19 protein-coding genes and 1 tRNA gene are annotated in these 18,660 nt (G+C 62.9%); 6 read left to right on the top strand and 14 right to left on the bottom strand.

Features of this window, described 5'->3' with window-relative positions; genetic code table 11:
• Positions 1 to 76: 76 nt before the first annotated feature.
• The 8 genes from ychF to H7A76_RS21525 all read right to left on the bottom strand — a co-directional run bounded on the left by ychF (position 77) and on the right by H7A76_RS21525 (position 6,993).
• Complete coding sequence (gene ychF / locus H7A76_RS21560) at positions 77 to 1,177, bottom strand: redox-regulated ATPase YchF (protein ID WP_185700368.1); 1,101 nt, start codon at positions 1,175 to 1,177, stop codon at positions 77 to 79.
• 22 nt (positions 1,178 to 1,199) lie between these two features.
• On the bottom strand, positions 1,200 to 1,784 hold the full coding sequence (gene pth, locus H7A76_RS21555; protein ID WP_031320511.1) for an aminoacyl-tRNA hydrolase: 585 nt from the start codon (positions 1,782 to 1,784) through the stop codon (positions 1,200 to 1,202).
• A gap of 169 nt (positions 1,785 to 1,953) precedes the next feature.
• The gene (locus tag H7A76_RS21550; protein ID WP_185700367.1) at positions 1,954 to 2,553 is read right to left on the bottom strand and encodes a 50S ribosomal protein L25/general stress protein Ctc; all 600 of its coding nucleotides are present in this window, start codon (positions 2,551 to 2,553) and stop codon (positions 1,954 to 1,956) included.
• Positions 2,554 to 2,692: 139 nt separating this feature from the next.
• Positions 2,693 to 3,634, bottom strand: coding sequence for a ribose-phosphate pyrophosphokinase (locus H7A76_RS21545; RefSeq protein ID WP_003171603.1), 942 nt, complete (start codon positions 3,632 to 3,634; stop codon positions 2,693 to 2,695).
• A 48-nt stretch (positions 3,635 to 3,682) separates the two neighbouring features.
• A tRNA-Gln gene (locus H7A76_RS21540) sits at positions 3,683 to 3,757 on the bottom strand.
• Positions 3,758 to 3,793: 36 nt separating this feature from the next.
• Positions 3,794 to 4,645 carry a 4-(cytidine 5'-diphospho)-2-C-methyl-D-erythritol kinase gene (ispE, locus tag H7A76_RS21535; protein ID WP_185700366.1) on the bottom strand — a complete coding sequence of 284 codons (852 nt, stop codon included), beginning with the start codon at positions 4,643 to 4,645 and terminating at the stop codon, positions 3,794 to 3,796.
• A gap of 1 nt (position 4,646) precedes the next feature.
• Positions 4,647 to 5,264 (bottom strand): lipoprotein insertase outer membrane protein LolB, encoded by a 618-nt coding sequence (gene lolB / locus H7A76_RS21530; RefSeq protein WP_185700365.1) that lies wholly within the window; start codon positions 5,262 to 5,264, stop codon positions 4,647 to 4,649.
• 4 nt (positions 5,265 to 5,268) lie between these two features.
• The gene (locus H7A76_RS21525; protein ID WP_185700364.1) at positions 5,269 to 6,993 is read right to left on the bottom strand and encodes a tetratricopeptide repeat protein; all 1,725 of its coding nucleotides are present in this window, start codon (positions 6,991 to 6,993) and stop codon (positions 5,269 to 5,271) included.
• A gap of 183 nt (positions 6,994 to 7,176) precedes the next feature.
• Between H7A76_RS21525 and hemA the strand changes: the two genes are divergently transcribed.
• The 6 genes from hemA (at position 7,177) to H7A76_RS21495 (ending at position 12,532) form a co-directional block, all read left to right on the top strand.
• Complete coding sequence (gene hemA / locus H7A76_RS21520; RefSeq protein WP_185700363.1) at positions 7,177 to 8,454, top strand: glutamyl-tRNA reductase; 1,278 nt, start codon at positions 7,177 to 7,179, stop codon at positions 8,452 to 8,454.
• Entirely contained in the window at positions 8,451 to 9,533 is a 1,083-nt protein-coding gene (gene prfA, locus H7A76_RS21515; protein WP_185700362.1) for a peptide chain release factor 1, read from the top strand. The genes hemA and prfA overlap by 4 nt, the downstream gene beginning before the upstream one ends.
• Positions 9,534 to 10,364, top strand: a complete 831-nt coding sequence (gene prmC, locus H7A76_RS21510; protein ID WP_185700361.1) for a peptide chain release factor N(5)-glutamine methyltransferase — start codon at positions 9,534 to 9,536, stop codon at positions 10,362 to 10,364.
• The gene (locus H7A76_RS21505) at positions 10,358 to 11,113 is read left to right on the top strand and encodes a molybdopterin-synthase adenylyltransferase MoeB (RefSeq protein ID WP_185700360.1); all 756 of its coding nucleotides are present in this window, start codon (positions 10,358 to 10,360) and stop codon (positions 11,111 to 11,113) included. Before prmC ends, H7A76_RS21505 begins: the two co-directional genes overlap by 7 nt.
• Entirely contained in the window at positions 11,106 to 11,897 is a 792-nt protein-coding gene (murI, locus tag H7A76_RS21500; protein WP_185700359.1) for a glutamate racemase, read from the top strand. Before H7A76_RS21505 ends, murI begins: the two co-directional genes overlap by 8 nt.
• Before the next feature lie 116 nt (positions 11,898 to 12,013).
• Positions 12,014 to 12,532, top strand: a complete 519-nt coding sequence (locus H7A76_RS21495) for an acyloxyacyl hydrolase (RefSeq protein WP_185700358.1) — start codon at positions 12,014 to 12,016, stop codon at positions 12,530 to 12,532.
• Positions 12,533 to 12,714: 182 nt separating this feature from the next.
• On the opposite strand, the gene H7A76_RS21490 is transcribed toward H7A76_RS21495, so the two are convergent.
• From H7A76_RS21490 to phrB, 6 genes are read right to left on the bottom strand one after another with little or no spacing between them, the layout of a single operon-like run.
• Positions 12,715 to 13,983, bottom strand: coding sequence for an SAM-dependent methyltransferase (locus H7A76_RS21490; protein WP_185700357.1), 1,269 nt, complete (start codon positions 13,981 to 13,983; stop codon positions 12,715 to 12,717).
• Positions 13,970 to 14,785, bottom strand: coding sequence for a DUF1365 domain-containing protein (locus H7A76_RS21485; RefSeq protein ID WP_185700356.1), 816 nt, complete (start codon positions 14,783 to 14,785; stop codon positions 13,970 to 13,972). The genes H7A76_RS21490 and H7A76_RS21485 overlap by 14 nt, the downstream gene beginning before the upstream one ends.
• Positions 14,782 to 16,029, bottom strand: a complete 1,248-nt coding sequence (locus H7A76_RS21480) for an NAD(P)/FAD-dependent oxidoreductase (protein WP_185700355.1) — start codon at positions 16,027 to 16,029, stop codon at positions 14,782 to 14,784. The genes H7A76_RS21485 and H7A76_RS21480 overlap by 4 nt, the downstream gene beginning before the upstream one ends.
• Entirely contained in the window at positions 16,026 to 16,796 is a 771-nt protein-coding gene (locus tag H7A76_RS21475; protein WP_185700354.1) for an SDR family oxidoreductase, read from the bottom strand. The genes H7A76_RS21480 and H7A76_RS21475 overlap by 4 nt, the downstream gene beginning before the upstream one ends.
• Entirely contained in the window at positions 16,793 to 17,218 is a 426-nt protein-coding gene (locus H7A76_RS21470) for a nuclear transport factor 2 family protein (RefSeq protein WP_185700353.1), read from the bottom strand. The genes H7A76_RS21475 and H7A76_RS21470 overlap by 4 nt, the downstream gene beginning before the upstream one ends.
• Positions 17,211 to 18,656, bottom strand: coding sequence for a deoxyribodipyrimidine photo-lyase (phrB, locus tag H7A76_RS21465; protein WP_185700352.1), 1,446 nt, complete (start codon positions 18,654 to 18,656; stop codon positions 17,211 to 17,213). Before phrB ends, H7A76_RS21470 begins: the two co-directional genes overlap by 8 nt.
• Positions 18,657 to 18,660: the final 4 nt, after the last annotated feature.

The following is an 18,660-nucleotide window of genomic DNA, read 5'->3' as shown; positions in this document are numbered from 1 at the left end:
TGGCAAAACAGAGGGCACAAAAAACAAACCCCCGTGCATCCTGGGGATGTACGGGGGGTGGTGTCGTCCGGGGGGATCAGACGTTGAAGCGGAAGTGCATCACGTCGCCGTCCTTGACGATGTATTCCTTGCCTTCCAGGCGCCACTTGCCGGCTTCCTTGGCACCGGCTTCACCCTTGAACTGGATGAAGTCGTCATAAGCCACCACTTCGGCGCGGATGAAGCCTTTTTCGAAGTCGGTGTGGATCACGCCCGCTGCTTGCGGTGCGGTGGCGCCGACGCGAACGGTCCAGGCCCGTACTTCCTGCACGCCGGCCGTGAAGTAGGTCTGCAGGTTGAGCAGTTCGTAGCCTGCGCGGATCACGCGATTCAGGCCCGGCTCTTCCAGGCCCAGGGCCTCGAGGAACATGTCCTTTTCTTCACCTTCTTCCAGCTCGGCGATCTCGGCTTCGATCTTGTTGCATACCGGTACCACGACCGCGCCTTCTTCTTCGGCGATGGCCTTGACCACATCCAGGTGCGGGTTGTTCTCGAAGCCATCCTCGGCCACGTTGGCGATGTACATCACCGGCTTGCTGGTCAGCAGGTGGAAGCCACGGATGACGGCCTTGTCTTCGGCGCTCATGTTCTTCATCAGGCTGCGGGCCGGCTTGCCTTCGGTGAAGTGCGGGATCAGCTGCTCGAGAATGGCCTTCTGGGCCAGGGCGTCCTTGTCGCCGCCCTTGGCATTGCGCGCGACCTTCTGCAGTTGTTTCTCGCAGCTGTCGAGGTCAGCGAAGATCAGTTCCAGATCGATGATCTCGATGTCGCGCTTCGGGTCGACGCTGTTGGAGACATGAATCACGTTCTCGTCTTCGAAGCAGCGCACTACGTGGGCGATGGCATCGGTCTCGCGGATGTTGGCGAGGAACTTGTTGCCCAGGCCTTCACCCTTGGATGCACCTGCCACCAGGCCGGCGATGTCGACGAACTCCATGGTGGTCGGCAGGACACGGTTCGGCTTGACGATCTCGGCCAGGGCATCCAGGCGCGCGTCGGGCATCGGCACGATGCCGCTGTTGGGCTCGATGGTGCAGAAGGGGAAGTTCTCCGCCGCGATACCGGACTTGGTCAGGGCGTTGAACAGGGTGGACTTGCCGACGTTGGGCAGGCCGACGATGCCGCAATTGAATCCCATGGTGTTTCCCCTCGGGTAAGAGTCAGGCCTTCTGGCTGTGCAGGTTTTTCATCGCGCGGTTCCATTCACCGGCGAAGATATCCGGCAGCACGCCGAGGGCAAAATCGATGCTGGCGTCGAGCTTTTCCTGTTCGGCGCGTGGCGCACGACCCAGGACAAAGTTCGAAACCATGCTGGCGACGCCCGGGTGGCCGATGCCGAGCCGCAGGCGGTGAAAGGTATTCTGGTTGCCGAGCTGCGCGATGATGTCCCGCAGTCCGTTGTGCCCGCCGTGTCCGCCGCCGGTCTTGAGCTTGGCGACGCCGGGAGGCAAGTCTAGTTCGTCATGGGCCACCAGGATTTCTTCGGGCTTGATGCGGAAGAAACCCGCAAGCGCCGCCACGGCCTGGCCGCTGCGGTTCATGTAGGTGGTGGGAATCAGCAGACGAATGTCCTGACCCTGGTGACTGAAGCGCCCGGTCAGGCCGAAATATTTGCGATCGGCCACAAGGTTCACACCTTGCTTGTCGGCGATGCGCTCAACAAAAAGGGCCCCTGCGTTATGCCGGGTCTGTTCGTATTCAGCGCCTGGATTACCCAGGCCGACGATCAGTTTGATGGCAGTCACGATAGGGGCCCTTCTCTGGAGTTGTGGATAACATCGCCGCGCAGCTTGGCAGCGGCGAAAGTGGACGACAACAGCTCATTTACCATGATGCGTAAACTTCGCGTTCTCGCCCGCTTTCTCGCTACGTCACTGTCCGCGATGTTTCCGCTACTCCGGCGTCAGAGTGAAATTACTCTGCAGCGCCTTCAGCAGCTTCTGGAGCAACACGTGGAGCGTGGACGTTGGCTACTGCCAGGTCGTTACCGTGTGCCAGGGCCACGAACTCAACGCCTTTAGGGGCCTTGATGTTGGACAGGTGAACGATGGTGCCGATTTCAGCGTCAGCCAGGTCGACTTCGATGAATTCAGGCAGATCTTTCGGCAGGCAGGAAACTTCGATTTCCGACACTACGTGGGAGATCTCGCCGCCTTTCTTCACAGGTGCAGATTCGTTGATGAAGTGCACTGGAACGATAGCGGTCAGTTTCTGGCCGGCAACTACGCGAACGAAGTCAGCGTGCAGTACGTGGCCTTTGGCTGGGTGACGTTGCAGGGCCTTGATCACGACGTTCTGCTTGGTGCCACCGACGTTCAGTTCGATGATGTGGCTGTAGGCAGCTTCGTTTTCCAGCAGCTTGGCAATTTCCTTGGCCAGCATGCTGATGGATTCAGGGGCTTTGTCGCCACCGTAAACAACAGCTGGAACCAGGCTAGCGAGACGACGCAGGCGGCGGCTCGCACCTTTCCCCAGGTCGGAACGCAGTTCAGCATTCAGGGTAAAATCGTTCATTTTGTATCTCCAAAATAACCTCGTCCGCCTTGGCGTTTGCGACCAGCGCCAAGGGCGATACGGGCAAAAAAGCCCCGTCCCAACCTAGGCTGGGACGGGGCGCTTTTCGTCATCGAGATGTTTTGCCAGGGACCAGCCCTTAGCGGAACATCGCGCTGATCGATTCTTCGTTGCTGATACGGCGAACCGCTTCGGCAACTACCGGTGCGATATCCAGTTGGCGGATACGTGCACAGGCTTGTGCTGCTGCGGACAGCGGGATGGTATTGGTCACCACCAGCTCGTCCAGCACGGAATTTTCGATGTTCTCGATGGCCCGACCCGACAGCACAGGGTGTGTGCAGTAGGCGAAGACCTTGGCGGCGCCATGCTCTTTCAGGGCCTTGGCCGCGTGGCACAGGGTGCCGGCGGTATCGACCATGTCGTCGACCAGAATGCAGGTGCGTCCTTCGACGTCGCCGATGATATGCATCACTTCGGAGTGATTGGCTTTCTCACGACGCTTGTCGATGATCCCGAGATCAACGCCCAGGGACTTGGCCACGGCACGTGCACGCACGACGCCGCCGATGTCCGGGGAGACGATCATCAGGTTTTCGAAACGCTGGTCTTCGATATCGTCCACCAGGACTGGGGAGCCGTAGATGTTATCTACCGGGATATCGAAGAAACCCTGAATCTGGTCAGCATGCAGGTCAACCGTGAGCACACGGTCGATGCCGACCACGGTGAGCATGTCAGCCACGACTTTCGCGCTGATAGCCACACGTGCGGAACGCGGACGGCGATCCTGACGGGCATAACCAAAATAAGGAATAACAGCAGTGATACGAGTAGCCGAGGAACGACGGAAGGCATCAGCCATCACGACGAGTTCCATCAGGTTATCGTTGGTCGGAGCGCAGGTCGGCTGAATAATGAAGACGTCTTTACCGCGGACATTTTCATTGATCTCGGCAGTAATTTCGCCGTCGGAAAATTTTCCAACAGAAATGTCACCGAGAGGGATATGCAGCTGACGTACGACACGCCGAGCCAGATCGGGGTTGGCGTTCCCCGTAAAGACCATCATCTTGGACACGCGCAGTACCTGAAGGCTGAGGGTATACCTGGATGAGTATAAGGAAAATGGCAGGGGCGGCTGGATTCGAACCAACGCATGGCAGGATCAAAACCTGCTGCCTTACCGCTTGGCGACGCCCCTGTATCTGTTGCTTCGAGTGCCTGACACTCGTTTCCGTTAGAGCAGCGTTTGCAGCTTGCGATGCAACATCGAAACGTTGCTCCCTTTTGCTACAAACCCTGTAAGGGTCTCTGTAAGAAGGGCCGAGACTTTATCAGCTTCAGCTTTGCTTGGGAAGCCCCCAAACACACAACTTCCAGTTCCAGTCAGTTTTGCTTCGGTAAATTTACCTAGCAAATTCAATGCGTTACGTACTTCTGGATAACGCCTTGCGACTACCGGGAGGCAGTCATTTCTGCTGTTTCCCTTGGGAACGGGGCGCACTTTAATGGGCGCGCTGTCACGTGTCAACAGCGGATCGGAAAAAATTTCTGCTGTACTTACAGAGACTTGCGGGACCAGCACGAGGTACCACGGCTCCTCGGGGTATTCGGGGCTGAGTTTTTCCCCAACGCCCTCGGCGAATGCCGCATGCCCACGGACGAAGACCGGTACGTCGGCACCCAGGGTCAAACCCAGTGCCGCCAGGCGGTCTTCATCCCAGTCCAGTTGCCAGAGATGGTTCAGGCCCAGCAGGGTGGTGGCGGCATTGGAACTGCCGCCACCGATGCCGCCGCCCATGGGCAGGATCTTGTCGATCCAGATGTCGATACCCAGGGTGCAGCCGGATTGTTCCTGGAGTTTCTTCGCGGCCTTGACGATCAGGTTGCTGTCGTGGGGGACGCCTTCGAACTCGGTGTGCAGGTGGATCACCCCGTCATCACGTACGGCGAAGGTGATTTCGTCGCCGTAGTCGAGGAACTGGAACAGGGTCTGCAGCTCGTGATAACCGTCTGCGCGACGTCCCAGGATGTGCAGCATCAGGTTGAGCTTGGCCGGGGACGGCAGCGTCAGTTTTTGCACGCTCATGTCATTGCCCCAGCTTGCGTGGTTGCCATTCCTTGATCACCAGTGTGACGTCAAGGTCGCTGCCATGCAGCTTGATCCGCTCGGGCAACCAATAGCCGTTCTGCTGCGAGTAGCTGCTGTAATCCACTTGCCAGCCGTCCTGTTCCAGGCTCGCCAGGTGGCTGTCGCCATCCAGGGTCAGGCGGCTCTTGCTACCCGGGGCGGGCAGGCCACGAACCCACCAGCCCAGGTGGGATACCGGCAGTTTCCAGCCCAGTTGTTCTTCCAGTAGCGACTCCGGGCTGCTGGCTTCGTAGCGGCCCTGGTTGGCCACTTCGAGGCTGACCTGGCCCGGGCGACCGGTCAGGCGTGCGGCACCGCGGCCCAGCGGGCCGGACAAGCGGATGTCGTAGTAATCCTGGCGTTGCAGCCAGAACAGCGTACCGCTGCCGGAGTCCTTGGGAGCACGGATGCCGATCTTGCCGTTGATCTGCCAGCCATCGAGACCGCTCAACTGGTCCTTGTGCTGGCGCCATTGCGCCGGGTTGCCCTGGCCCTGGACGGATTCACGGGCGCCGAAACCGGCGCAGCCGGCCAGCAGGGCGATGAAGCTGAAAACGATGAAGTGGCGCACAAGCATGGTCTTAAAGAGTCTCTGATCCGGTCAGGCGTTTGATGGTCTGGCGCAGCACGGGGTTGTCCGGCTGGTCCTTGAGGAACTTGTTCCAGACCTGCCGGGCTTCGCGTTGCTTGTCGTTATGCCACAGGACTTCACCCAGGTGCGCGGCGACTTCCGGGTCGGGGAAGCGCTCCAGGGCCTGGCGCAGAAGGCGCTCGGCCTCGTCCAGGTTACCCAGGCGGTAGTTCACCCAGCCCAGGCTGTCGAGTACCGCCGGGTCGTCCGGGGTCAGCTGGTGGGCCTGCTCGATCAGGGCCTTGGCCTCGGCATAACGGGTCGTGCGATCGGACAAGGTGTAGCCCAGCGCGTTCAGTGCCATGGCGTTGTCCGGTTCGCGCTGGATGATCAGGCGCAGGTCCTTTTCCAGCTGGCCCAGGTCATTGCGCTTCTCGGCCTGCATGGCACGGGTGTAGAGCAGGTTCACATCGTCGGGATACTGCTTCAGCGCCTGCTGGATGACGCTCCAGGCGCGCGGCCCCTGGTTGTTCGCCGACAGGGTCTCGACCTCGATCAGGTACAGCTGGATGGCGTAGTCGGGTTGGGCGTCGCGAGCCGCCACCAGGCGCTTTTGCGCTTCATCGGTACGGCCGTTGTTCATCAGGATGTCGGCCTGGCGCAGTTGTGCCGGCAGGTAGTCGTTGCCCGGGCCAACCTGGGCATACTCGGCCAGCGCCCCTTGCGGGTCGTTGAGCTCTTCGGCGATACGGCCCAGGTTCAGGTGCGCGGAATCTTCATGGCTTTCCCGCGCGATCAGGTCTTCGAGGTAGCCCTTGGCCTCGTCCCAGGCCTTGGCTTCCAGGCACACCAGTGCCAGGGAGTAGCGCAGCTCGTCGTCCTCGGGGTACTGCTGGACCAGGCTCGAGAACTGCGCCTTGGCATCTTCCATGCGGTCCTGTTCCACCAGCATGCGGGCGTAGGTCAGGCGCAGGCGCTTGTCATCCGGATACTTGCGAATGCTCTTTTCCAGCAGGGGCAGGGCTTCCTTGCTGCGGTTCAGGCTTTGCAGCAGGCGGGCGCGCAACAGCAGCGGCGCCACTTCGCCGTCTTCCGGCGGATTCTCCTCCAGCAGGGCCAGGGCTTCCTTGGCGTCGCCATCCTGTTGCATCAGCAGGGCCTTGCCGAAAATCAGCTGGCTGTTATGCGGATGCTTTTGCAGCAGCCGGTCGAAGCCTTTCATCAAGCCGTCACGGGTTTCCTGATCGGTATCGGCGGCCGACAGGGCCAGGAAGTCGAAATGGGTATCGCCCTTGCCCTGCAGGACCTTCTCCATATAAAGCATGGAGTCGTCGTAACGCCCGGCGCGGGCCAGCTGGATAGCGGCCGCACGCTGCGCCTCGAGGTCGTCGGGAGCGTTTTTCGCCCAGATCAGCGATGTGTCCAGGGCCGCTTGGTCGGCGCCCAGGTACTCGGCGATGCGAAAGGCCCGCTCGGAGATGCCCGGGTCCTGGGTGTTGATGGCCTGGGTTACGTAGTTGTCCAGGGCAATGTCGAAGCGATTGCGCTGGCCCGCCAGCTCGGCGCTCAGCAGGCTGAAGACGGTGTCTTCGCTGAACGAGGAGTAGACCTTGGGCTTTTCAGGGGCCGGGGCGCTGTCTTCCACCGACGGCGTGGCGTCCGATGAAACAGGGGCCAGGGACTGGCATCCGCTGAGGAAGACAAGGGCGAGGAGCAACGCGGAGGATCTATTCATATAGGAAGAGGGCGACTAACCTGCGGTCGGATCATCATGACACAAGCCTTCGGCCAAACATAACCGAGACTCAACGGGATGCCAGAACAGAGGCAGTCTATTGGGACAATAGTCGGCGGGAGTTGTTCTGAATCTGTCGAAGTAGGACAATTGCCGGCTTCTCGACATCATCAGCGACCTTGAATGGCCTTCCTTGCACTTGGTATTAACCACAAGACTGCTTCTGTAGACGTCCGCGAGCGCGTGGCCTTTACCCCTGAGCAGTTGGTTGAGGCCTTGCAGCAGCTCTGCCGACTCACCGACAGCCGCGAAGCTGCGATCCTCTCCACCTGCAACCGCAGTGAGCTCTATGTAGAACAGGATCATCTTTCGGCCGATGTGGTGCTGCGCTGGCTGGCGGAATACCACCAGCTGAGCCTGGACGACCTGCGTGCCAGTGCCTATGTGCATGAGGACGATGCGGCAGTTCGTCACATGATGCGCGTGGCCTCGGGCCTGGACTCGCTGGTACTGGGCGAGCCGCAGATCCTCGGGCAGATGAAGTCCGCCTACGCCGTGGCCCGTGAGGCCGGCACCGTCGGCCCCTTGCTGGGACGGCTGTTCCAGGCGACCTTCAATGCCGCCAAGCAGGTCCGCACCGATACCGCCATCGGTGAGAACCCCGTATCCGTGGCTTTCGCCGCAGTGAGCCTGGCCAAGCAGATCTTCAGCGACCTGCAGCGCAGCCAGGCGCTGCTGATCGGCGCGGGCGAGACCATCACCCTGGTCGCCCGGCACCTGCACGAACTGGGCGTCAAGCGCATCGTGGTGGCCAACCGCACCCTGGAGCGCGCCAGCCAGCTGGCGGAACAGTTCGGCGCCCATGCGGTACTGCTCGCGGATATTCCCCAGGAGCTGGTGCACAGCGATATCGTCATCAGTTCCACCGCGAGCCAGTTGCCGATCCTGGGCAAGGGAGCGGTGGAGAGTGCCCTGAGGCTGCGCAAGCACAAGCCGATCTTCATGGTGGACATCGCCGTTCCCCGGGATATCGAGCCGGAAGTCGGCGAGTTGGACGACGTTTATCTCTATACCGTCGACGATCTCCACGAAGTGGTCGCGGAAAACCTCAAGAGCCGCCAGGGCGCGGCACAGGCTGCCGAAGAGCTGGTGAACATCGGCGCCGAGGATTTCATGGTGCGTTTGCGCGAGCTGGCGGCAGTGGACGTGCTCAAGGCCTATCGTCAACAGAGCGAGCGCCTGCGTGACGAGGAGTTGCAGAAGGCCCTGCGCATGCTGACCAACGGCACCAGCGCCGAAGACGTGCTGGCCCAGCTGGCCCGTGGCCTGACCAACAAACTGCTGCATGCACCGAGCGTGCAGTTGAAAAAGCTTTCCGCCGAAGGCCGCCTCGATGCGCTGGCCATGGCTCAAGAACTCTTTGCCCTCGGTGAGGGCTCTTCGGATAAAACCCCGCAATGAAAGCGTCACTGCTCAGTAAGCTGGACATTCTCCAGGACCGTTTCGAGGAACTGACCGCCTTGCTTGGCGACGCCGAGGTCATTTCCGACCAGGCCAAGTTCCGTGCCTATTCCAAGGAGTACGCGGAAGTCGAGCCGATCGTCGCCTCCTACAAGCAGGTACTCAAGGTCCAGGCCGACCTGGAGGGCGCCCAGGCGCTGCTCAAGGACAGCGACCCGGACCTGCGGGAAATGGCCGTGGAAGAAGTCCGCGAAGCCAAGGAACAACTGGCCGAGCTGGAAAGCAGCCTGCAGCGCATGTTGTTGCCCAAGGACCCCAACGATGGGCGCAACGTGTTCCTGGAAATCCGTGCCGGTACCGGTGGTGACGAGGCGGCGATCTTTTCCGGCGATCTGTTTCGCATGTATTCGCGTTATGCCGAGCGACGTGGCTGGCGCCTGGAGATTCTCTCCGAGAACGAGGGCGAGCACGGCGGCTACAAGGAAATCATCGCCCGGGTCGAGGGCGATAATGTCTACGGCAAGCTGAAATTCGAGTCCGGGGCCCATCGTGTACAGCGAGTGCCGGCCACCGAATCCCAGGGGCGCATCCATACCTCGGCGTGCACCGTGGCGGTGCTGCCCGAGCCGGATGAGCAGGAAGCCATCGAGATCAACCCGGCGGACTTGCGCATCGACACCTATCGTTCTTCCGGCGCCGGCGGCCAGCACGTGAACAAGACCGACTCGGCCATCCGCATCACTCACTTGCCCACCGGCATCGTGGTGGAGTGCCAGGAAGAACGTTCCCAGCACAAGAACCGTGCGCGCGCCCTGGCCTGGTTGTCGGCCAAGCTCAATGACCAGCAGGCCAGTGCGGCAGCCAGCGCCATCGCCAGCGAGCGCAAGTTGCTGGTGGGCTCGGGCGACCGTTCCGAACGTATCCGCACCTATAACTTTCCCCAGGGGCGTGTCACCGACCATCGGGTCAACCTGACCCTGTATTCCCTGGACGAAATCATCGCCGGTGGCGTGGAAGCGGTGATCGAGCCGCTGCTGGCCGAGTACCAGGCCGACCAACTTGCCGCATTGGGTGATTGAATGACCATCATCGCCAGCCTGTTGCGCGCCGCCCAACTGCCCGATTCGCCAACCCCGCGCCTGGACGCCGAGCTGCTCCTGGCCGCGGCCCTGGGCAAGCCCCGCAGCTTTCTGCATACCTGGCCCGAGCGCATCGTGCCCAGCGAGGCGGTCCTGGTGTTCACTGAATACCTGCAACGGCGTCGCTCCGGCGAGCCGGTGGCCTATATCCTCGGCCAGCAGGGGTTCTGGAAACTCGACCTGGAAGTGGCTCCCCATACCTTGATCCCGCGCCCCGACACCGAACTGCTGGTGGAGGCCGCTTTGCAGCTGTGGCCTGCCGGCCCGGCCCGGGTCCTGGATCTGGGCACCGGCAGTGGCGCCATTGCCCTGGCCCTGGCCAGCGAGCGTCCGGCCTGGCAGGTCACTGCGGTGGACCGCGTGCTGGAAGCCGTGGCCCTGGCCGAACGCAACCGCCAGCGCCTGCAACTGGACAACGTCACCGTGCTCAGCAGCCACTGGTTCGATTCGATCCAGGGCCAGCGCTTCGGCTTGATCGTCAGCAACCCGCCCTACATTGCCGAAGCCGATCCGCACCTGGCGGCCGGCGACGTGCGTTTCGAACCGGAAAGCGCCCTGGTGGCCGGCAAGGATGGTCTCGATGACCTGCGCCTGATCGTGGACCAGGCTCCGCTGCACCTGGAAGCCGGTGGCTGGTTGATGCTGGAGCACGGCTACGACCAGGGCCCGGCGGTACGCGAGCTGCTAGCCGCCCGGGGTTTCATCGAAGTCCATAGCCGGGTCGATCTCGGTGGCCATGAACGCATCAGCCTGGGGTGCTTGCCGTGCTGACCGATGAGGAGCTGTTGCGCTATAGCCGGCAGATCCTGTTGCAGCAGGTCGATATCGACGGTCAATTGCGTCTCAAGCAGAGCCGCGTGCTGATCGTCGGCCTCGGTGGCCTTGGCGCTCCTGCGGCGCTCTACCTGGCAGCGGCCGGGGTCGGCGAGCTGCACCTGGCCGACTTCGACCGCGTCGACCTGACCAACCTGCAGCGCCAGATCATCCATGACAGCAATAGCGTCGGTTCGAGCAAGGTGGACTCGGCCATTGGCCGGCTGTCCGCCCTCAACCCACAGATCCGCCTGGTGCCCCATCCGGTGGCGCTGGACGAGGACTCTCTGGCCGCCGCCGTGGCAGGCGTGGACCTGGTGCTGGACTGCAGTGACAATTTTTCCACCCGCGAAGCAGTGAACGCCGCCTGTGTCGCCGCCGGCAAGCCCCTGGTCAGTGGTGCGGCGATTCGCCTGGAAGGGCAGTTGTCGGTATTCGATCCGCGCCTCGCGCACAGTCCTTGCTATCACTGCCTGTACGGGCACGGCAGCGAGGCCGAACTGACCTGCAGCGAAGCCGGGGTCCTGGGGCCGCTGGTGGGCACCGTGGGCAGCCTGCAGGCGCTGGAAGCCTTGAAGCTGCTGGCCGGTTTCGGCGAACCGCTGGTGGGCAGGTTGTTGCTGATCGATGCCCTGGGTACGCGTTTTCGCGAGCTGCGGGTCAAGCGCGACCCTGGCTGCAAGGTCTGTGGAGGCCGGCATGAGTGAAGCACCGGTGGCGGTCTTCGATTCCGGGGTCGGCGGTTTGTCGGTCCTGGCGGAGATCCAGCAGTTGCTGCCCAATGAGTCGCTGCTGTATCTCGGTGACTGCGGCTACATTCCCTACGGCGAAAAGACTCCCGAATTCATCCGCCAGCGCTGCGGCCTGATGGCCCGCTTCTTTCGCGAGCAAGGGGCCAAGGCCCTGGTGCTGGCCTGCAACACCGCCACCGTGGCCGGCGTCGCCGAGCTGCGGGGGGACTTTCCGGATTGGCCCATCGTCGGCATGGAGCCTGCGGTCAAGCCTGCCGCGGCGGCTACCCGCAGCGGCGTGGTCGGGGTCCTGGCCACCACCGGTACCCTGCAGAGCGCCAAGTTCGCCGCCTTGCTCGACCGGTTTGCCGGCGATGTGAAGGTCGTCACCCAGCCTTGCCCGGGCCTGGTGGAGAGGATCGAGAACGGCGACCTGCACAGCGCGGCCTTGTGCCAATTGCTGCAGGGGTATGTCGAGCCGCTGCTGGCGGCGGGCTGCGACACCATCATCCTGGGCTGCACTCATTACCCGTTTCTCAAGCCCGTGCTGTCACGGATGCTGCCTGGGCACATCAGCCTGGTGGATACCGGTGCGGCGGTGGCCCGCCAACTGCAGCGCCTGCTCGACGAGGGCGGCCTGCGCGCCCATGGCCCGGCCCGGGAAACCCGCTTCTGGACCAGCGGCAATGTGCCGCATTTTGCCAAAGTACTGCCCATCCTGTGGCAAGAATCCGGTAGTGTGCAGTCTTTCGACTTGTGAAAAAAACGTTAAATCCTGCTGTCAGTGCTGAACTTCTGGTTCAGCGCTGACTTCTATAGCCTATCTACCAGGCTGTATAAAAACGTTCAAAATAGTTCAATAAAAGGATGTTCCTGATGAAGCGACTGTTGTGTCTGGCCGCGCTTGCGGCCGCGTTGCTGGGGCCAAGTCTTTCCGCGCATGCCGCCGGGGTGGAATTTTCCGTGGGGCAGACCGGGGACTCGACGCAAGCCTACCGGCTTGGTATGCAATTCGATTGGGACAAGAGCTGGCTGCAAAGCGATGTCGGTCGCCTGACGGGCTACTGGAGTGGCGCCTATACCTACTGGGATGGTGACAAGAAGTCGAGCAACCACAGCCTGTCGTTCTCCCCGGTATTTGTCTACGAGTTCGCTGGAAACAGCGTCAAGCCCTACATCGAGGCCGGGATCGGGGTCGCGGCCTTTGCCCATACTCAATTGGAAGACAACAAGCTGGGCTCGTCCTTCCAGTTCGAGGACCGCATCGGTTTCGGCCTGCGCTTCAACGGCGGACATGAAGTTGGCATTCGCGCCACGCACTATTCCAACGCCGGCATCAGCAGCCCCAACGATGGGGTAGAAAGCTACGCCCTGCACTACACGATGCCGCTCTGATCCGTCCCAGCGATACGCCGTGGACCATTCCTCGGCGTTCGCTCAAGCAATCCGCCTCTCCCCATTCGAATTCGCGGCCTATCTCGGCCGCCGCTCGTATCAGCGCATGCGGCAGCCAGAGGCTGTCTTTAGCACACAACTGAACCCAGCCCAGCTGAAACAGCAGGGCGTCGGCCAGTTGCCTAGGCATCGAGGCGTCCCAGCAGCGGTCGTGGCGCTGCGGCAGGTTTGGCCAGCAGCATTTGCGCGGTGCCGATGGTGCGTTCCAGGAAGCCTCCTTCGCAGTAGCACAGGTAGAACTCCCAGAGCCGCAAGAAATACTCGTCGTAACCCAGTTCGCCGAGACGACCATGGGCGCGGCGCAAATTCTCGTGCCACAGGCGCAGGGTTCGGGCGTAGTGCAGGCCGAAATCCTCCATGTGCAGCAGGTTCATGTCGGTTTCGCGGCTGACCACTTCAAGCATTTTCTGCACGCTGGGCAGGGCGCCGCCGGGGAAGATGTAGCGCTGGATGAAGTCCACGCCCTTCTTCGCCTGCTCGTAGCGTTGGTCGCGAATGGTGATGGCTTGCAACAGCATCAGGCCATTGCTCTTGAGCAGGTTCGCGCATTGTCTGAAGTAAGTGGGCAGGAAGCGGTGGCCCACGGCTTCGATCATCTCGATCGACACCAGCTTGTCGTACTGGCCGCGCAGGTCGCGGTAATCCTCCAGCAACAGGGTCACCCGGTCCTGCAAGCCGGCGGCGTCGATCCGCTGCCGGGTGTAGGCGAACTGTTCCCTGGACAGGGTCGTGGTGGTGACCTGGCAGCCATAGTGCCGCGCGGCATACAGGGCCATGCTGCCCCAGCCGGTGCCGATCTCCAGCAGGTGGTCCTCGGGAGTGAGCGCCAGCTTCTGGCAGATGCGCTGCAGCTTGTTCAACTGGGCCTGCTCCAGGCTGTCCTCGGCACTGCGAAACTGCGCGGCGGAATACATCATGGTGGGGTCGAGGAACTGCTCGAACAGCTCATTGCCCAGGTCGTAGTGGGCGGCGATGTTTTTCTGCGAGCCCTTGCGGGTATTGCGGTTGAGCCAGTGCAGGCCGCGCACCAGCGGCCGGCCGAGCCTGGCCAGGCCGCCTTCCATGGCGTCCAGCACTGCCAGGTTGCTGACGAACACGCGGATGACCGCCGTCAGGTCCGGGGTGCTCCAGTAGCCATGGATATAGGCCTCGCCGGCGCCGATCGAACCGCTGCTGGCTACAAAGCCCCAGACGCTGCTGTCGTGGATGTGGATTTCCCCCAGCAGGGCGCCGCTGCTGCCGAACACCAGGCGTTCAGCGTTTTCATGGACCACCAGTTGGCCGTGGCGCAGTTGTGCCAGTTGCCGCAGCACGCCACGGCGCAACAGGCTGGCAGTGAGGCCGTGAGTGTTGATCAGAGTGGTTTTGGCCGAGACGCTAGAGGATTTCATGGCGGCGATCCTTGGGTGGTATAGCGGCTGTGCGAAAGGCGCCAACGGCGGCCTGATGGGGGAAAAAGCGCAGGCCCTTGGCGGCCAGGCGCAGGGCCTGCCAGTAGATCGCCAGGCAGGTCTTGGCGGTCATCCACGGAAAGCGCCGCAAGTACCGATGCAGGCTGCGTCGATCCAGGGCCTGGCGTTGCAGGTTGAGGGTGGCGTCGAACAACTTCAGCTCACCCTGCCAGTCGGCCATGTGTACGCCCAGGCGTTCGCCCGGGGGGCTGAAGCTCATGCGGTACTCAAGGTCCCGGGGCAGGAATGGCGATACGTGAAAGGCCTTGGCCACGGCAAAATGCTGGTGCTCGGGAGTGTCGGTGCTGGCGGGGCTGGCCGGCAGCACATAGTGATAGCGCTCGCGCCAGGGGGTGTTGCTGACCTCGCAGAGAATCGCCGCCAGTTGTCCGTCGGCTTCGTAGCAGTAGAAGAAGCTCACCGGATTGAAGGCCAGGCCCCAGCTGCGCACCTGGGTCAGCAGTCGTACCGCACCACCGGGCACATGACCGATGGCCGCGGCCACCTGCTGGCGTACGGCGTCGATCAGGTCCATGCCCCGGCCGGTGAAGGCCGGCAGGTAGTCGCCTTGACGAAAGGCGAAGGGCGCGAAGCGGCTCCGGCCAGCCAGGGGTGAGAGGCCCAGCACCGCGTCCTGTTCCTCCAGGTCCAGGTACAGCAAGCCGATCCGGTAGCGGAACGCGTGGCCCTTGGGGGCGAAGCGCCGGTGGCTGATCCAGCCGCTGTACAGGGCACTGTTCACAATTGTTCTCCGAAGACCTGGGCCACCCGCAGGGCACTGACCACGCCGTCCTCGTGGAAGCCGTTGGCCCAGTAAGCACCGCAGTAGAAACTGTGGTGGGGGCCTTGCAGTTCGCTCCAGCGCGCTTGCGCGGCCACGGCCTCCAGGCTGTATTGCGGGTGGGCGTAGGTGTAGCGGGTGAGAATCTTCGACGGATCGATGGCCGCGCTCTGGTTGAGGCTGACGCAGAAGGTGGTGCTGCTCTGCAGGCCCTGCAGGATGTTCATGTCGTAGGTCACGGCGGCGGCCTTATCGGCGCTGGCATCGAGGCGATAGTTCCAACTGGCCCAGGCCAGGCGGCGGCGCGGCAGCAGTCGGGTATCGGTGTGCAGCACTACGTCGTTGTCGGCGTAGGGCAGCGCCTGGAGGATGTCCTGTTCGGCGCGGCTAGGGCTGGCCAGCAGCCGCAGGGCCTGGTCGCTGTGGCAGGCGAACACCACCTTGTCGAAACGCTCGTTGCCGGCGGCGCTGTGGATCACCACGCCGAGTTCGTCGCGCTCGACCCGCTGCACCGGGCAGTCCAGGCGGATGCGCTCGCGGAACGAGGCCGTCAGTGGTTCGACGTAGCGGCTTGAGCCGCCTTCGATCACGTACCACTGGGGGCGGTTGTTCACCGACAGCAAACCGTGGTTCTTGAAGAAACGGACAAAGAACTGCAGGGGGAAACCGAGCATCTGCCCCCGTGACATCGACCAGATCGCCGAGCCCATGGGCACGATGTAGTGCTGGATGAAGCGCTCGCCGTAGCCCTGGCTCTTCAGGTAGTCACCGAGGGTGGTCGAGGCCGCGATACGCTGGTTTTGCAGGTCCAGCAGCGAGTGTTGGTTGAAGCGCAGGATGTCCCGCAGCATGCCCCAGAAACCGGGCGACAGCAGATTGCGCCGCTGGGCGAACAGGCTGTTGAGGTTGTTGCCGTTGTACTCCAGGCCCGTGGCTGGATCGCACACCGAGAAGCTCATCTGGGTGGCTTTGAACTTGACGCCGATCTGTCCCAGCAGGCGGATGAAATGGGGGTAGGTCCAGTCGTTGAAGACGATGAAACCGGTGTCCACGGCCTGGGTCTCGCCGTTGAGGCTGACCTCCACGGTATGGGTGTGGCCGCCGATCCAGCTGCCGGCTTCGTAGACCTGGATGTCATGACGGCGGTTCAGGAGGTAGGCACAGGTCAGGCCGGCGATGCCGCTGCCGATGATGGCGATTTTCATGGGGCACTTCCCGGGCGGGCCAGGCGTTTGGCGAGGGCCAGTTGCAGGCGGCCGGGCAGCCAGGACAGCAGCTTGAGGCCGAAGATGAACGGGGCGGGGAATGCAATCTCCAGATCCCGGTGGGGCAGGCGCTGGTGGATATGCCGAGCGGCCTTCCGGGCGCTCCAGCGCATGGGCATGGCGAAGTCGTTGCGCGCGGTTAGCGGGGTATCGACGAAGCCCGGGCTGACCAGGGTCACGTCGATGCCTTCGGCGGCCAGGTCGATGCGCAGCGATTGCAGCAGGTAGCGCAGCGCCGCCTTGGAGGCGCCGTAGGCACCGGCCCGGGGCAGCGCCAGGTAGGTTACCGAGCTGGCTATACCCACCAGGTGCGGGCGATTGCCGGCGCGCAACAATGGCAATGCGGCTTCGATGCAGTAGCTGGCGGCCAGCAGGTTGGTGTTCAGTACCCGTTCGATCAGCGCTGAGTCGAATTGCTGCACCTCGATGTACTCGCAGGTCCCGGCATTGAGGATCACGCTGTCCAGGGCACCCCAGGCCTGGGCGATGCGCTTGCCGATCTCGCGCACCTGCAAGGCGTCGCCAAGGTCGCCCGGTACCACCAGCACCCGGCCCGGATAGCGCTGGGCCAGGGCCTCCAGCGGCTCGCGCGAGCGGGCACTGAGCGCCACCTGGGCACCGGCCCCGAGCAGCTCTTCGGCCAGCGCCGCGCCGATGCCGCTGCTGGCGCCGGTGAGCCAGACCCGCCTGGGCATGGCCGGGTTCATCCGAGCCTCCTTTTCAACCAGGCGATCACGGCCCCGATCAGTGGCAGGTGTTCGTAGAGCAGGGCTCCCGCGTCGAAATAGTCACGGTGGCGATAGACCCGGGCGTCACGCCATTGCAGGTGTGAACAGCCGGCCACCTGGATCAGGCCGCCGCCGTTGAGGCGCGGGTGGCGGTAGCTCATGGTCCAGCGCAGGTAGCCCTGGCCTTCGGCGCACTGGTCGCTGCCGTGGAAGTCGAAGCGCAGTTCGCGGGCGTTGGCGTACAGCTGGGCGAAGTAGTCGCGCAAAGGGGCCAGTCCATGAACCTCGTGCAAAGGGTCGGTGAACTGGACGTCAGCGCTGTAGAGCTGGCCCAGGCGATCGAGGTTGTGGGCGTCCAGGGTGGCGAATTCCCGGGCGAAGTGGTCGAGGAAATCACTCATGGCCGGCCCCTGCCTCCAGCCGCGAGGGCAGTGCCTTGAACGCCGCCAGGGCCCGTTCCCGGGACCGTGACAGGTCCACTATCGGCGCCGGGTAGTCAGAGACGCCGAACAGCCCGCCCAGGGTCGCCGGGTTGTGGATATCTTTTTTGTTCAGCCCGGCCAGTTGTGGCAGCCAGTGCTTGATGAATGCGCCTTCGGGGTCGAACTTCTGTGACTGGCTCACGGGGTTGAAGATACGGAAATAGGGCGCAGCATCGGTGCCGGTGGAGGCGCTCCATTGCCAGCCACCGTTATTGGCCGCCAGGTCGCCGTCGATCAGGTGGCGCATGAAGAAACGCTCGCCTTCGCGCCAATCGATCAACAAGTTCTTGGTCAGGAACATCGCCACCACCATGCGCAGGCGGTTGTGCATCCAGCCGGTCTCCAGCAACTGGCGCATGGCGGCATCGATGATCGGCAGGCCGGTGCGGGCTTCTTGCCAGGCCGCCAGTTCCTCGGGAGCGTCGCGCCATTTCACAGCTTCGGTTTCCGCTCGGAAGGCGCGGTGCCGGGATACCCGTGGGTAGCCCGCGAGGATGTGCTTGTAGAAGTCGCGCCACAGCAACTCGTTGATCCAGGTGACCGCCCCGGGGTTGCCGCTGTCGAACTCGCCCTGGTTGCTGCGCAAGGCGGCGTGCAGGCATTGGCGGGGCGAGATCACGCCGGCGGCGAGGTAGGGCGACAGCTGGCTGGTGCCGGGCTTGGCCGGAAAGTCGCGTTCGCCCTGGTAGTAGTGGATCTGCTCATCGGCGAACCGCTCCAGGCGCGCTTGCGCTTCGTCTTCGCCGGCGGGCCACAGTTCGCGCAAGGCCGGCTTCGGGGTGGGGAAGCCCTCGACGTGGCCTGGCAGCGGATCGGCATGGATCGACAGCGGTATCTGCGCCCTGGGCGCGCTCACCAGCGCAGGCAGCGCGGTGTGCAGGCGGCTGTAGCAGACCTTGCGGAACTGGCTGAAGACCTGGAAGTAGCCGCCGCTCTGGGTCAGCACGCTACCGGGCTTGAACAGCAGTTGATCGAAGTGGCCTTGGACGCTGATACCGGACTTTTCCAGAACCCGGGCCACTGCTGCATCGCGACGGCTTTCGTGGATGCCGTATTCCTGGTTGAAGTGCAGCATGCGTATCTGCAGTTGCCGGCACAGGTCCAGCAGGACCTGGGGCGCCTGGTCCCAGGTGGCAGCGCTGCGAATCAAGAGCGGGATGTTCAGCTGGCCCAGGGCGTGACTCAGCGATTGCAGGTTGCGCAGCCAGAAATCGATCTTGCAGGGCGCATCATCATGGGCCTGCCACTGCTCCGGGCTCAGCAGGTACACCGCCACGGTCGGGCCCCGCTGGGCGGCGGCGCTCAGGGCGGTGTTGTCGTGTAGGCGCAGATCGCTGCGCAGCCAGATCAATTGCATATCG

It is taken from the genome of Pseudomonas sp. MSSRFD41 (genome assembly GCF_014230245.1).
GTDB classification, from domain to species: domain Bacteria; phylum Pseudomonadota; class Gammaproteobacteria; order Pseudomonadales; family Pseudomonadaceae; genus Aquipseudomonas; species Aquipseudomonas piscis.
Note: the sequence above shows the minus strand (reverse complement) of the source record. Positions and strands in the feature narration are given on the sequence as shown.

Bases quoted from the DNA above. Each gene is read 5' to 3' on its own strand.
- ychF (WP_185700368.1), bottom strand. From the start codon at position 1,177: ATGGGATTCAATTGCGGCATCGTCGGCCTGCCCAACGTCGGCAAGTCC.
- H7A76_RS21550 (WP_185700367.1), bottom strand. From the start codon at position 2,553: ATGAACGATTTTACCCTGAATGCTGAACTGCGTTCCGACCTGGGGAAA.
- ispE (WP_185700366.1), bottom strand. From the start codon at position 4,645: ATGAGCGTGCAAAAACTGACGCTGCCGTCCCCGGCCAAGCTCAACCTG.
- lolB (WP_185700365.1), bottom strand. From the start codon at position 5,264: ATGCTTGTGCGCCACTTCATCGTTTTCAGCTTCATCGCCCTGCTGGCC.
- H7A76_RS21525 (WP_185700364.1), bottom strand. From the start codon at position 6,993: ATGAATAGATCCTCCGCGTTGCTCCTCGCCCTTGTCTTCCTCAGCGGA.
- hemA (WP_185700363.1), top strand. From the start codon at position 7,177: ATGGCCTTCCTTGCACTTGGTATTAACCACAAGACTGCTTCTGTAGAC.
- prfA (WP_185700362.1), top strand. From the start codon at position 8,451: ATGAAAGCGTCACTGCTCAGTAAGCTGGACATTCTCCAGGACCGTTTC.
- prmC (WP_185700361.1), top strand. From the start codon at position 9,534: ATGACCATCATCGCCAGCCTGTTGCGCGCCGCCCAACTGCCCGATTCG.
- murI (WP_185700359.1), top strand. From the start codon at position 11,106: ATGAGTGAAGCACCGGTGGCGGTCTTCGATTCCGGGGTCGGCGGTTTG.
- H7A76_RS21495 (WP_185700358.1), top strand. From the start codon at position 12,014: ATGAAGCGACTGTTGTGTCTGGCCGCGCTTGCGGCCGCGTTGCTGGGG.
- H7A76_RS21490 (WP_185700357.1), bottom strand. From the start codon at position 13,983: ATGAAATCCTCTAGCGTCTCGGCCAAAACCACTCTGATCAACACTCAC.
- H7A76_RS21480 (WP_185700355.1), bottom strand. From the start codon at position 16,029: ATGAAAATCGCCATCATCGGCAGCGGCATCGCCGGCCTGACCTGTGCC.
- H7A76_RS21475 (WP_185700354.1), bottom strand. From the start codon at position 16,796: ATGAACCCGGCCATGCCCAGGCGGGTCTGGCTCACCGGCGCCAGCAGC.
- H7A76_RS21470 (WP_185700353.1), bottom strand. From the start codon at position 17,218: ATGAGTGATTTCCTCGACCACTTCGCCCGGGAATTCGCCACCCTGGAC.
- phrB (WP_185700352.1), bottom strand. From the start codon at position 18,656: ATGCAATTGATCTGGCTGCGCAGCGATCTGCGCCTACACGACAACACC.